Raw genomic sequence first — 12,764 nt, forward strand, 5'->3', positions numbered from 1 at the left:
CTCAGCGGCCCGTCACTCGCTGACGCGGTCGAGCTCGGTCAACTGGTGGCGAGTGAGCGAGGTGCGCGGCGCTGCCATGACCGCATCGAGCTGCTCGGGCGCGCTCACCGAGACGACGGGGGCGACCACTCGCGGCCGGCTCAGCAGCCAGGCCAGCGCGGCCGTGGCGACGCTCGTACCGGTCTCGTCGGCGACGCGATCGAGCGCGCCCACGATGCGCAGACCGCGGCGGTTGAGGTACCGCGAGGCCTCGGCCCCGCGGCGCTCGCGCTCGAGATCGGCGCGTGAGCGGTACTTTCCGGTGAGAAACCCGGCGGCGAGGGCGAACCGCGGCATGACCCCGAGGTCGAGCTGCCCCGCGACGCGCGCCAGATCGCCCTCGTACTCGTCGCGATGCACGAGGTTGTAGTGCTTCTGCAGCGCCACCATATGGGCGACCCCGAGCTGGCCCGAGGCGATGCGTGCCTCGAGCAGCCGATCGCCGGTGTGATCGCTGCCACCGAAGTAGCGCACATGGCCCGCGCGGATCAGCTCGTCGACCGCGAGCAGGGTCTCGTCGAACGAGACCGACGCGTCGTCGATGTGCAAGAAGAGCAGGTCGATGTGATCGACCCGCAAGCGACGCATCGAGGCCTCGACCGCGGCGCGCACGGCAGGAGCGGAGAGCCCCGGATGATCGGGGCTCTTGCCGACCTTGGTGGCGATCGTGAGGCGGTCGCGGTTGCGCTTCTCGCGCATCCAGTTGCCGATCATGATCTCACTGCGCCCGCCCGCATAGGAGTCGGCCGTGTCGATGAACGTGCCGTCGAGCTCGACGAAGCGATCGAGGATCGCCGTCGTCGTCGGCCCATCGGCCGTCCAGCCGAAGACCGTGCCGCTGAGGGCGACCGGGAACACCCGAAGGTCGCTCGGCCCGATGCGGCGCGGCACGGCGACCGGCGCGGTCGCGAGCGCGCTCCCGGCGGCCGGCGATGCGCCGCCGTCGGCTCGGGGTGCGGGGTCGTTCACGGGCGCGGGAGTCGCTTTCGGTTGATGACCGCGGGGCGGTCGTGGTGGTTGGGGCGAGAGTACTGCGTGAGCGGGGCTCAGCGCGGCTGCGCCGCGCGATCGTTATCGGGCCGTGTCGCGGCACGGCACCGGCCAACGACGACGGCGCGGCCGCACCCTCGAGGGTGCGACCGCGCCGGATCGATGCGGTGAGCGCTAGCTCTGCTTGGCGGCCCGCACCGCGATGAGGCCGAAGCCCACCTTGTTGAGCACGTCGGCGATGACGTAGATGATCGCCGCGACACCGATGGCCAGGGCCGCGTCGCTGCCGCTGAGCTCGAGGAACTCCTGCGTCGCGGTGCCGATCGGGTAGATCGCCCAGCCGGCGATGACGAACCACTTCATCGTCGAGACGGCGCGCTGCACGTGCGCGGGAGCGTCAGCGCCGAGCTTGAGCGTGTACACGACGTAGACGATGTAGAGCCACGCGGCCGACGAGATCACGAAGAAGACGATGTTGCCGATCGAGCCCGGAACGCCGATCTCGCCGAGGTAGCCGGTGACGATCATGACGATGTCGGCGATGATGAGCTTGGTCAGGAGGCCCTTCTTGAGCGCGCCGGCGATCGCCACGATGAGCGCGAACTCGACGAGCAGCAGCGGCGTGGTGAGCAGCCAGTCGATGTACCGCAGCGGCAGGGTCGCGTCGACGTCGGCCGCCGTGATCTCGCCGCCGGGGAACTTGACGACGTCTTTCATGACGTAGTACATGATCGCGGCGATGAACGTGATGACCGCGGCGTAGGTCGCCACCGAGCGCAGCTCGGGCTTCAGGTCATTGCGCTCGAGGTAGAACCACAGGGTGCCGGCCGCCATGGCGACGAAACCGAGCATGAAAAACGCTTGGACGATCTGGAAGTCCACAATTCTCCTTCGAATCGCGAGAGGTCGGATGCCGGTGGGCTCTCGACGTGGGGGTGAGTGAAGTTGTTGCTTCTGATCTTCGATCGCGAAGGGGATCGGGACCCGCCGTTCACGAATTAAGCCCGACTGTACGCCGCTCGCCCGGTACCAGCCGTCGATAGGGCCAAAATTCGCTGAGTGCTGGCTGACGAAACGCCGGGAACGCGAGGGTCGCTCGGCAGCGCGACCGCGCCGTCCGTTGACGAAGCGCTGAACAAGCGTTTAGTGTTGTGCTCGTGACCACCATCGCGGGCGAAGGAACGACGCGGCAGCGCATTCGGGATGCCGCGCTCGCGCTCTTCGGAGCCGCCGGCTACGACGGCACCTCGGTGCGCGACATCGCCGCGCGCGCCGGTGTCAGCCCCGCGCTCGTCATCCACCACTTCGGATCGAAAGAGGCGCTGCGCGCCGAGTGCGACGCCCTCATCGTCGACGAGGTGCTCGGGCGCAAAGAGAGCCTGCACGGTGCCGAGGCCGGCGACCTCGCCTCGACCATGCAGCGGTGGCTCGCCGACGTCGAGGCGCACCGGGCGAGCCTCGACTACCTCGCCCGCATGATCACCGACGACTCCCCCGCCGGAGACCGACTCTTCGACGACCTCGTGCAGCGCACGGAGGCCATGCTCGAACAAGGTGTCGCCAGCGGGATGATGCGCGAGAGCCTCGACCCGCGGATGACCGCCCTCATCGTCGCCGCTCACGGCCTCGTGCCGCTGCTGCTCGAGCGCCACCTCGGCCGCGCCGTCGGCGAGCCGGGGCTCAGCGCCGCGCTCGTGCGACGCATGACCCTGCCGACGCTCGAGCTCTACACCCACGGCCTCTACCGTTCGACGGTGATCCTCGAGGCGGCCGAGGCCGCCCTGTCCGGCACGCTCGACACGAGCCGGGGCCCGCGCTCGGACAAGGGGGCGGGAGACCCGAATCAGGATCCGGATCCGCCGGCGACCCCGGCATCCACCCTCTGATTCGGCGCCGCACGGCGCCCCCTCGAACGAAAGGACCCGGGGATGACCCCCGTTATTCAGACACACGCGCTCACGAAGCGCTACGGACGCCGCACGGCGCTGCACGGCATCGACCTCACGATCGAGTCCGGCCGCGTCTTCGGCGTCATCGGCCCCAACGGGGCCGGCAAGACCACGACCATGCGGGTGCTGCTCGACATCATCCGCGCGACGAGCGGCGAGGTGCGCGTGCTCGGCGCCGACCCGCGCACGGGCGGCCCCGAGCTGCGTCGGCGCATCGGCTACCTGCCGGGCGAGCTCGCGCTCGAGGGCCGCGCGACCGCCCACGGGCTGCTGCGGCACTACGCCGAGCTCAGCGGCCCCGTCGCCGTCGGGCGCATCGAGCAGCTCTCCGAGCGACTCGGCCTCGACCTGACCCGCCCCGTGCGATCGCTCAGCAAGGGCAACAAGCAGAAGGTCGGCCTGGTGCAGGCGTTCATGCACGACCCCGAGCTGCTCGTGCTCGACGAGCCGACGAGCGGTCTCGACCCGCTCGTGCAGCAGGAGTTCTTGACGATGGTGCGCGAGGCCCGCGACGCCGGTCGCTCGGTCGTCTTGAGCTCGCACGTCATCAGCGAGATCCAGCAGGCGGCCGATGATGTGGCCGTGCTGCGCGCCGGCCGTATCGTCGACGTCAGCACGGTCGACCGCCTGCGGGCCGCCGCCCGCCGCTCGGTGCGCGTCACCGTGCGCCCGGATGCCCGTGACGCGCTGCTCGCCCGCCTCGGCGCCCTGCCCCACCTCGAGGGGCTGCGGCACGAGCAGCTCGACGGCGTCGTCACGATCCACGGCGAGCTCGGCGACGGCGTCGCGGCCTTCGTGGCGGCCGTCGCGGAGAGCGAGCCGCTCGACCTCGTGGTGCAGGAACCCGACCTCGAGAGCGCCGTGCTCGGCTTCTACGGCGCCCTGGCCGAGGAGGGCGACCGATGACCGCGATGACCGCCCGCCGACCGCTCCCCCTCCTGCGCCGCGTGCTCGCCGACAGCTGGCGGGGCCTCATCGGCTGGAGCCTCGGCCTCGCCGGGGTCGTGGGCATGTACCTGCCCCTGTACTCGACGATCGGCGGCAACCCCGAATTTCTCGCCATCATCGAGAGCCTGCCGCCCGAGCTCGTCGCGGCGCTCAGCTACGACCAGATCACGACGGGTGCCGGCTACACGCAGGGCACCGTGCACGGCCTCATCGGCTTCGTGCTCGTCACGATCGCGGCGGTGGGCTGGGGCTCGTCGATCATCGCGGGCGATGAAGAGCGCGGCACGCTCGAGCTCACGCTCGCGCACGGTGTCGACCGCACGCAGCTCGTGCTCGAGCGCTTCGGGGCGATCGCCCTCAAACTGCTCGTGCTCGCGACGCTGCTCGCGCTCATGGTGCTCGCGCTCAACGAGCCCGCCGCGCTCGAGCTCTCGCTCGAGGGCATCATCGCGGGCTCGGTGGCGCTGCTCGGCCTCGGGCTGCTGACCGCCGCCGCCGGCACGATGACGGGGGCGATCGTGGGTCGTCGCAGCCTCGCGGTCGGCACGGCCGCCGGCGTCGCTGTGCTCGGCTACGCGCTCAACGCGCTCGGCAACCAGAACGCCGACCTCGAGTGGCTGCACGCCCTCTCGCCCTACTTCTGGGCATACGGTGCCGAGCCGCTCGCGAACGGGTTCGATGCGCTCATGGGGCTGCTCTACGCGGTCTCCGCTGTCGCCGTGGTGGTCGCCGTGCTGGCCTTCCGTCGGCGCGACGTGGGCGTCTGACCACCGGCACGAACGACGGATGCCCGCCCTCCAGCGGGAGGGCGGGCATCCGTATCTCAGAGCCGAGTCGGGCGCTTAGCCGTCCTCGCCCTCCGCGGTGACCTCGGAGGGAGCGTCGCCGCCCTCGCCCTCGGCGAGCACCGGGGCAAGCGAGAGCTTGCCGCGGTCGTCGGTCTTGGTGATCTCGACGAGGATCTTCTGACCCACCGAGAGCACGTCTTCGACGTTGTCGACGCGCTTGCCGCCGGCGAGCTTGCGCACCTCGCTGATGTGCAGCAGCCCGTCTTTGCCCGGCATGAGCGAGACGAAGGCGCCGAACGCGGCCAGCTTCACGACCGTGCCCAGGTACTGCTCGCCGACCTCGGGGTTGATCGGGTTGGCGATGGCGTTGACCTGCAGGCGGGCGGCTTCGGCCGAGGCACCGTCGACGGCGCCGATGTAGACCGTGCCGTCCTCCTCGATCGAGATCTGCGCGCCGGTCTCGTCCTGGATCGCGTTGATCGTCTTGCCCTTCGGGCCGATCAGCTCGCCGATCTTGTCGACGGGGATCTGCACGCTGATGACGCGCGGCGCGGTGGGCGCCATCTCGTCGGGAGCGTCGATCGCCTGGTTCATGACCGCGAGGATCGCCATGCGGGCGTCCTTCGCCTGGCCGAGCGCCTGCTGCAGCACCGACGACGGGATGCCGTCGAGCTTGGTGTCGAGCTGGATGGCCGTGACGAACTCGCTCGTGCCGGCGACCTTGAAGTCCATGTCGCCGAGAGCGTCCTCGGCGCCGAGGATGTCGGTGAGGGCCGCGTAGCGGGTCTCACCATCCACCTGGTCGCTGATGAGGCCCATCGCGATGCCCGCGACGGGGGCCTTGAGGGGCACACCGGCGTTGAGCAGCGAGAGGGTCGAGGCGCAGACCGAGCCCATCGAGGTCGAGCCGTTCGAGCTCATGGCCTCGCTGACCTGGCGGATCGCGTAGGGGAACTCCTCGCGGCTCGGCAGCACCGGCACGAGGGCGCGCTCGGCGAGGAAGCCGTGCCCGATCTCGCGACGCTTGGGGCTGCCGACACGGCCGGTCTCACCGGTCGAGTAGGGCGGGAAGTTGTAGTGGTGCAGGTAGCGCTTGCTCGTGACGGGGTTCAGCGAGTCGATCTGCTGCTCCATCTTGAGCATGTTGAGGGTCGTGACGCCGAGGATCTGCGTCTCGCCGCGCTGGAAGATGGCCGAGCCGTGCACGCGCGGGATGACCTGTACCTCGGCGTCGAGCGCGCGGATGTCGGCGAGCCCGCGGCCGTCGATGCGGATTCCCTCGGTGAGCACGCGCGTGCGCATGATCTTCTTCGAGACCGACTTGTAGGCGGCGCCGAAGTCTTTCAGCGCCTCCTCGGGCAGCGAGCCGTCGGCGACCTTCGCCTCGATGGCGGCCTTCGTGCGGGCCTTGAGGGCGTCGTCGGCCGTCTGGCGCTCGACCTTGTCGGCGATCTGGTAGACCCCCGCGAGTTCGGCGTGCGCGATCTCGTCGACCGCGCTGTAGAGCTCGGGGCTGTACGAGAGGAAGACCGGGTAGTCCTGGATCTCTTTCGCCGACTGCGCGGCGAGCTCGAGCTGCGCCTTGGCGAGCTGCATGATGAACGGCTTCGAGGCCTCGAGGCCCTGGGCCACGATCTCTTCGCTGGGCTTGACGGCGCCGCCCTGGATGAGGTTCCAGCTGCCCTCGGTGGCCTCGGCCTCGACCATGGTGATGGCCACGTCTTCAGCGCCATCCGCATTCGTCACGACGCGGCCGGCGACGATGATGTCGAAGACCGCCTCGGCGAGCTGGCTGTGCTTCGGGAAGGCGACCCACTGGCCACCGCCGTTGTTGTCGGGCATGAGCGCGAGGCGCACCGACGCGATCGGGCCGCTGAAGGGCAGGCCCGAGATCTGGGTCGAGGCGCTCGCGGCGTTGATGGCGAGGGCGTCGTAGAACTCGTCGGGCGCGATGCTGAGCACCGTGATGACGATCTGCACCTCGTTGCGCAGGCCCTCGATGAAGGTCGGGCGCAGCGGGCGGTCGATGAGGCGGCACACGAGGATCGCCTCGGTCGAGGGGCGGCCCTCGCGACGGAAGAACGAGCCGGGGATCTTGCCCGCGGCGTACGCGCGCTCTTCGACGTCAACCGTGAGCGGGAAGAAGTCGAAGCCCTCACGGGGGTGCTTGCCGGCGCTCGTGGCGCTCAGCAGCATCGTCTCGTCGTCGAGGTAGGCAGCGACGGCGCCCTGCGCCTGCTGCGCGAGACGGCCGGTCTCGAATCGGATGGTGCGCTTTCCGTACTTGCCGTTGTCGAGAACCGTCTCGGCGAACTTGATTTCAGGACCTTCCACGAGGTCTGTCTCCTTTGCGTCTGTGCGCGGGCTCCCCGTATGGGAGCGCGCGCGTGCACGCGGAGCGGGAGCGGGCAGGAAGGGACGTCGGCGATGTGCCGCCGGGTCTGCTCTGGCCAACAGTAGACATCCACCGCATCCGCGCCCTCGGGCATCGATTCGGGAGATCACCACCGGTGACCAGCTTCGAGCCGGCCTGCTCCGTGCGGTATTAACGTGAGTGGCGCGAGGAAACGCGCCGACTCGAGAGTATCAGCCTGGCGTGTCGCGGCCTAGCGGCGGGCGCGCGGCGCGTCGTCGAGGTCAACCACCGGCAGCCCGACCCGGTGCGCGAAGGCCTCGAGGTCGACCGGGTTGAGGTCGGGGCTCACCGGCACGGCGGGCCGGTCGCCGTCGAGCAGCCAGTGCACAGGGCGATCACGGCTGTCGAGCCATCGCCCGAGCCCGAGGCCCTCGCGCCGCGGAACCACGCGCGCGCCGAGCGGGTCGCGCACGACGATCGCCTCGCCGTCCGACCGCAGCGAGGTGCGCCATCGCATCGTGATCGCCGACACGCTCGTCGCGACGACGCCGAATGCCGCGAGCACGAGCAGGCTGACGACGATGCGCGGGATGCCCTCGGCCACGATGTCGGCGAGCAGGCTCCACGACCCCGCGACGACGGCCGCGCTCGCGAGCACGAGGCGCCGCATCCACCGACCCGCCCGCGCCCGCACGACCGCGACGGGCCAGGTGCCCGCGCCCTGCTCGGCACTCACGGCGCAGCCCCGTCGATCGCACGCGCGATGCGCTCGTCGATGAGCGTCGAACTGGGCGGGCACAGGGCGGCTGCCTGCACGAGGCCCGCGGGGTCGAGGCCGAGCATCGCGTATGGGCTCCACTCACGGCCCGTGCCGAGGTGCTCGATGTAGGCCACGCGGCTCGGCGGGCTCGGCACGGTGGCGCCCAGCGACCGCAGGCACGGCAGCACCCGCTGCGTCGCATCCTGATACCGCCACGCCGCTTCGACGACGCCCGCCGCGCTCTGCGCGCGCAGATCGGCGATGCCGTACCGGGCGTTGCAGCTCTCGATGGTCCACCGGATTCGCTCGTACGATTCGCCGACCACGCCGAAGTAGTTGACCGAGAAGCCGCCCTCGAGCCGCGTGACGTCGACCTGCGGGTCGAGCCGCTCGATGCAGCCCGTCACGGCCGAGTCCCAGTCGTCGAGGGCGACGAGCCCCTCGAACTCGGGCAGCGGCAGCCCGAGCTCGTCGAGACGGGCGCTCGATCCCGCGACGAACGCATCGAACCGCTCGCGCTCGGCGGCCTCGATGGCGGCGAGCCGCTCGGCCACGACATCGTCGACGGTGAGCGGCGCGGCGGGGGCGGTCGCGCATCCGGCGAGCGCGCCGAGCGCCAGCAGCAGGCTCGGGATGCCCGCGCCGCGCCTCACGGACGCCCCGCCGTCTCGTCGGCGCCGGTCAGGCCGCCGCCCGAGGGGCCGAACTCGATCGGGCGGATCTCGGCGGGGCCGAGGCCGACGAGCGTGCGCCCGGGATCGGGGCAAGCGAGTCGAATCTGCCGCGCGGTCGCCGGATCGACGTGGCGCAGCTCGGCTGCGAGCCAGACGCTCTGGGTCGGGGTGAGCGAACGCCCTGTCGAGGTGGGGAAGATCGAGGCGTCGACGGCGGCGTCGAGGTCGGCGATGACCACCTCGGCGCCCCACCGGCGCGCGCACTGCGGCAGCGCGACGGTGAGCTGGTGCCGCACCCACTCCTGCTCGACCGGCCCGCCGAAGGGGTACAAGCCCGTCCACGGGACGAGCTGCACCGAGCAGCGCAGCTGCGCCACGGGCAGGGCCCACGTGGGCTCTTTCGTCGGCCGCGGGAAGAGCGTGTAGATGCCGCTCTCGGAGATCGCGCCCGCGGTGCGGCCGAGGATGCCGTCGATGCACGTCGCCACCTCGGCGAGCGCGCGGTCTTGCTCGACCCAGCGCTCGAACTGCAGCGGCGGGTACGCGGCCTCGGGCCAGTCGCGCTCGATGTACTGCTCGGTCGCCGCCGCGGCGCGCAGCCAGGCCGAGGTCACGGTCATCGAGCGCTCGTCGCGCACCGCGTCGAGGCTCGGCACCGCGGGCGGCTCGGCGCAGCCGCCGAGCGCGAGCACGGTGAGCGCGGCGACGGCCGCGAGCGCACGCCTCACGAGCCCCCCTGCGGCCGAGGCTCGCCGACGGGTGAGATCGACGAAAGCAGAACCGAGGGGTGCGGGCACAGCGCCTGCAGGCGGCGCAGGGCGGGAGCGTCGCCGCGCACGGCCCGGTACGGATCCCACCCCGGGGTCGCGCCGCCCGAGAGGATGGCGAAGGGATCGTCGGGCAGGGGCTCGGCCGCGACGCCTTCGCGACGCAGGCAGGTCGGCAGCGCATCCCGCGCGTAGGCCGTCACCCACGCGATCTCGATCGGTCCGGGGTCGCTCACGCCGAGACCCGGCGGAGGCAGGCGGCCCTGGCAGAGGTAGATGGCCGTCTCGACATCACGCAGCTCGCCCGCGGTGCGCGGCGGCGGGCTCGTCGTGATGCCCGCGTCGACGTCGACGACCACCTCGCGCCCCGCGGCCTCGCTCGCGCAGTTCTGGAAGGCGGTCGTCCACACGCCGGGGCCGAGCCAGGCCTCGATCGAAGTCTCGGGCAGCAGGATTCCGGGCCAGCGATCAGCGAGGTACTCGGCGTACGAGGCCAGCAGTGCATCGACGCGGGCCTCGGCGCGCGCCGCGCGCTCGTCGGCGACCGCATCGAGACCGAGCGTGCCGGCGGGGGCGCAGCCGGTGAGGGCGAGGGCGACCGCAATCATCGCGGCGGTCAAGATGCCCGGCCTCACGGCGCACCGTCGAGCACGGTCTCGGCCGCCGGGCAGAGTGCCTCGGCGCGCGTGCGGGCACCCGGGCCTTCGCCGACGAGGGCGAAGGGGTCGTAGGCCGCCTCGGTGCGCCACCCGGCACGGAACCCTTCGCCGGTCGGCACGGGCGGCACCTCGTGTCCGCTCGCGAGCAGGCACGGCACGACGACCGACCGCGTGTAGTCGAGCGCCCACGGCGCCTCGATGTCGCGCACTGAATCATCGAACCACGCCCGCACGGGGTAGAGCGACTGGCAGCGGTAGACGGCGACGTCGATCTCGAACAGCTCGCGGGGCCCCGAGACCCGAACGCCGCTGAAGTCGATGCGCTCGCCGCCGTCGGCGGGCTGCACGCCCGGGAAGCCTTCGTCGCTCAAGCAGCGCACCATCGTCGGGCCCCACGAGCTCGCGACCACCCAGCGCTCGATGGCCTCGTCGGGCAGGGCGACGGGCCCCCACTTCTCGCGCAGGAACACCGCCGAGCGCTCGAGCGTCTGCGCGTGCGCCGCGGCCGCGGCGGCATCGCGCTCGGCGAGCGTCTGCGCGAGCGCCGGGGTCGTCGGGGACGGCGCGGTGGAGCAGGCGCCGAGCAGCGCAGCGAACGAGATCGCGAGGGCGAGCGCGACCACGACCCGGCCCGGGTGCGCGGCGTCGCGTTCTCGCATGCCGACAGGGTGCCACGTCTGCCGCCGTGTCGGCTGACAGCCGGCTCATAGGCATTCTGCAGTCACTGCATGAATAAGTACAGTTACTGTACTTGCGTTCGCATCCCCCACGACGAAGGAGCACCATGACCCGCGACACCCCCCACGACGGGCCTCCCCCGCCCGCCCTCGAGGCCATCGGCCTCTCGAAGCACTACGGCTCGGGCGCGGGGCGCTTCGACGCCCTCAGCGACGTGAGCCTCAGCATCCAGGCCGGCGAATGCGTCGCGATCGTCGGCAAGAGCGGCTCGGGCAAGAGCACACTCATGCACCTGCTCGCCGTGCTCGACGAGCCCTCGCAGGGTCAGGTGCGCATCCATGGCACGGATGCGCGCTCGCTGTCGGCCCGCGCCCTCAACCGTGTGCGCAACCGCGAGTTCGGGTTCGTCTTTCAGCAGTTCTTCCTCAACGCCCAGCAGTCGGTGCTCGAGAACGTGACCCTGCCGCTCACGATCGCGGGCGTGCGCCGCGCAGCCCGCCGGGCGCGCGCGCTCGAGGTGCTCGGCTCGCTCGACCTCGCCGAGAAGGCCACGGCGAAAGCGGTGACGCTCTCGGGCGGCCAGAAGCAGCGCTCCGTGATCGCCCGCGCACTCGCGGGCGACCCCTCGGTGATCTTCGCCGACGAGCCGACAGGCAACCTCGACTCGCAGACCGGCGCGATCGTCGAGGAGATGCTGTTCGCGCTCAATCGCGAGAAGGGCATCACGCTCGTCATCGTCACGCACGACGACGAGCTCGCCGCCCGCTGCGACCGCCAGGTCGTGCTGCGCGACGGCCGCATTATCAGCGACAGCGCCGCTGCCGTGCTCGAGGAGGCGACCCGATGAAGGCCGTCGACCTCGCCGCCACCGCGGTGGCCAACACGTTCCGCTCGAAGCTGCGCACCACGCTCACCGTGCTTGCGCTGTTCGTCGGCGCGTTCACGCTCACGATCACGACCGCGCTCGGGGCGGGCGTGTCGACCTATATCGAGACCCAGGTGAACGCGTTTGCCGCCGACGACGTGCTGCTCGTGCAGGCGCAGACCGATCCGACCGCGGCCGCGGCCGACGAGGGCCCGGCCGAGTGGGATCCCGACAGCTCGACCTCGTCGAACTCGCAACCCGGGGGGCCGCCCCTCGCCGGAGCACAGTCCGAGCCCCTCAGCGACGACGACCTCGACACGGTCGCCGCGATCGAGGGGATCACGGGCATCGACCCGGTTCGCGCCGTCTCGACCGACTGGGTCAGTACAGCGACGAGCGACCGCTTCGAGTTCAGCGTCAACCCCCAGTCGGCCGTCACTGTGGCCGACCTCGAGGCGGGCGAGCAGCTCGACCAGTCGGGGCGCGACTTCGAGGTCGTGCTGCCGAACGACTACCTCGACGCGCTCGGGCTCGCGAGTGCCGACGATGCCGTGGGCACCGAGATCACGATCGGGATGACCGACATCACGGGCGACACCCACGAGATCGTCGCCGAGGTCGTGGGCGTCAGCCGCTCGAGCCTGTTCGCGAGCGGGGCGGGCGCCAACAACGCGCTCGTCACCGAGCTGTCGACCCTGCGCACCGCGGGCATCGACGGCGCCGACGAGAACTCGACGATCGCGATCGCCTATCTCGAATCGGGGCTGACGGCCGAGCAGATCGAGGCCGTCACGGCCGATCTCGACGACGCGGGCTTCAGCGCGCAGACGATCGAGGACCAGCTCGGCATCGTGACGACGATCATCGCGGGCATCACGGGCGTGCTCAACGCCTTCGCGATCGTCGCCCTCATCGCCGCCGCCTTCGGCATCGTCAACACGCTGCTCATGAGCGTGCAGGAGCGCACGCGCGAGATCGGCCTCATGAAGGCCATGGGCATGGGCAGCGGTCGCATCTTCACGCTGTTCAGCCTCGAAGCCGTGACGATCGGCGTCATCGGCAGCGTCATCGGGGTCGGCGCGGCGATGCTCGTCGGCTCCGGCCTGGGCGGCGTGCTCGCCACCGGGCCGCTCGCCGACCTCGAAGGCTTGTCGCTGTTTCTGTTCGAACCCGCGAGCCTGCTCGGCGTCGTCGTGCTGATCAGCGCGATCGCGTTCCTCTCAGGAGCGCTGCCGGCCAGCCGCGCGGCGCGCCAGCGCCCGATCGAGTCACTGCGCTACGAGTGATGCAC

At 71.1% G+C, this 12,764-nt stretch carries 13 protein-coding genes; 5 read left to right on the forward strand and 8 right to left on the reverse strand.

What is annotated here, in order from left to right; genetic code table 11:
• Positions 1-12: 12 nt before the first annotated feature.
• Together ACK4HH_RS07440 and ACK4HH_RS07445 are read right to left on the reverse strand one after the other, a co-directional pair.
• Positions 13-1,008: an aldo/keto reductase gene (locus ACK4HH_RS07440; RefSeq protein WP_409650270.1), complete on the reverse strand. Its 996-nt coding sequence runs from the start codon at positions 1,006-1,008 to the stop codon at positions 13-15.
• A gap of 195 nt (positions 1,009-1,203) precedes the next feature.
• Positions 1,204-1,911, reverse strand: coding sequence for a bacteriorhodopsin (locus ACK4HH_RS07445; RefSeq protein ID WP_409650273.1), 708 nt, complete (start codon positions 1,909-1,911; stop codon positions 1,204-1,206).
• 275 nt (positions 1,912-2,186) lie between these two features.
• Here ACK4HH_RS07445 and ACK4HH_RS07450 point away from each other — a divergent pair, with 275 nt between their 5' ends.
• From ACK4HH_RS07450 to ACK4HH_RS07460, 3 genes are read left to right on the forward strand one after another with little or no spacing between them, the layout of a single operon-like run.
• The gene (locus ACK4HH_RS07450) at positions 2,187-2,915 is read left to right on the forward strand and encodes a TetR family transcriptional regulator (protein WP_409650276.1); all 729 of its coding nucleotides are present in this window, start codon (positions 2,187-2,189) and stop codon (positions 2,913-2,915) included.
• Positions 2,916-2,957: 42 nt separating this feature from the next.
• Positions 2,958-3,884 (forward strand): ABC transporter ATP-binding protein, encoded by a 927-nt coding sequence (locus ACK4HH_RS07455; RefSeq protein WP_409650279.1) that lies wholly within the window; start codon positions 2,958-2,960, stop codon positions 3,882-3,884.
• Positions 3,881-4,693, forward strand: a complete 813-nt coding sequence (locus ACK4HH_RS07460; RefSeq protein WP_409650282.1) for an ABC transporter permease subunit — start codon at positions 3,881-3,883, stop codon at positions 4,691-4,693. The genes ACK4HH_RS07455 and ACK4HH_RS07460 overlap by 4 nt, the downstream gene beginning before the upstream one ends.
• Positions 4,694-4,768: 75 nt before the next feature.
• On the opposite strand, the gene ACK4HH_RS07465 is transcribed toward ACK4HH_RS07460, so the two are convergent.
• From ACK4HH_RS07465 to ACK4HH_RS07490, 6 genes are all read right to left on the reverse strand, one after another.
• A complete protein-coding gene (locus tag ACK4HH_RS07465; RefSeq protein ID WP_409650285.1) occupies positions 4,769-7,048 on the reverse strand; it encodes a polyribonucleotide nucleotidyltransferase in 2,280 nt (759 codons plus the stop codon).
• A 272-nt stretch (positions 7,049-7,320) separates the two neighbouring features.
• Entirely contained in the window at positions 7,321-7,806 is a 486-nt protein-coding gene (locus ACK4HH_RS07470; RefSeq protein ID WP_409650288.1) for a hypothetical protein, read from the reverse strand.
• The gene (locus tag ACK4HH_RS07475; RefSeq protein ID WP_409650291.1) at positions 7,803-8,483 is read right to left on the reverse strand and encodes a hypothetical protein; all 681 of its coding nucleotides are present in this window, start codon (positions 8,481-8,483) and stop codon (positions 7,803-7,805) included. The genes ACK4HH_RS07470 and ACK4HH_RS07475 overlap by 4 nt, the downstream gene beginning before the upstream one ends.
• A complete protein-coding gene (locus ACK4HH_RS07480; RefSeq protein ID WP_409650293.1) occupies positions 8,480-9,232 on the reverse strand; it encodes a hypothetical protein in 753 nt (250 codons plus the stop codon). The genes ACK4HH_RS07475 and ACK4HH_RS07480 overlap by 4 nt, the downstream gene beginning before the upstream one ends.
• Positions 9,229-9,906 (reverse strand): hypothetical protein, encoded by a 678-nt coding sequence (locus tag ACK4HH_RS07485; protein ID WP_409650296.1) that lies wholly within the window; start codon positions 9,904-9,906, stop codon positions 9,229-9,231. The genes ACK4HH_RS07480 and ACK4HH_RS07485 overlap by 4 nt, the downstream gene beginning before the upstream one ends.
• Positions 9,903-10,589: a hypothetical protein gene (locus ACK4HH_RS07490; RefSeq protein WP_409650299.1), complete on the reverse strand. Its 687-nt coding sequence runs from the start codon at positions 10,587-10,589 to the stop codon at positions 9,903-9,905. The genes ACK4HH_RS07485 and ACK4HH_RS07490 overlap by 4 nt, the downstream gene beginning before the upstream one ends.
• A 125-nt stretch (positions 10,590-10,714) precedes the next feature.
• Here ACK4HH_RS07490 and ACK4HH_RS07495 point away from each other — a divergent pair, with 125 nt between their 5' ends.
• A complete protein-coding gene (locus ACK4HH_RS07495) occupies positions 10,715-11,455 on the forward strand; it encodes an ABC transporter ATP-binding protein (RefSeq protein WP_409650302.1) in 741 nt (246 codons plus the stop codon).
• On the forward strand, positions 11,452-12,759 hold the full coding sequence (locus tag ACK4HH_RS07500) for an ABC transporter permease (protein ID WP_409650304.1): 1,308 nt from the start codon (positions 11,452-11,454) through the stop codon (positions 12,757-12,759). Before ACK4HH_RS07495 ends, ACK4HH_RS07500 begins: the two co-directional genes overlap by 4 nt.
• Positions 12,760-12,764 lie beyond the last annotated feature (5 nt).

It is taken from the genome of Microcella sp., from assembly GCF_046296455.1.
In the GTDB taxonomy this organism is placed as follows: Bacteria; Actinomycetota; Actinomycetes; order Actinomycetales; family Microbacteriaceae; genus Microcella.

Bases quoted from the DNA above. Each gene is read 5' to 3' on its own strand.
- ACK4HH_RS07455 (WP_409650279.1), top strand. From the start codon at position 2,958: ATGACCCCCGTTATTCAGACACACGCGCTCACGAAGCGCTACGGACGC.
- ACK4HH_RS07500 (WP_409650304.1), top strand. From the start codon at position 11,452: ATGAAGGCCGTCGACCTCGCCGCCACCGCGGTGGCCAACACGTTCCGC.
- ACK4HH_RS07495 (WP_409650302.1), top strand. From the start codon at position 10,715: ATGACCCGCGACACCCCCCACGACGGGCCTCCCCCGCCCGCCCTCGAG.
- ACK4HH_RS07460 (WP_409650282.1), top strand. From the start codon at position 3,881: ATGACCGCGATGACCGCCCGCCGACCGCTCCCCCTCCTGCGCCGCGTG.
- ACK4HH_RS07490 (WP_409650299.1), bottom strand. From the start codon at position 10,589: ATGCGAGAACGCGACGCCGCGCACCCGGGCCGGGTCGTGGTCGCGCTC.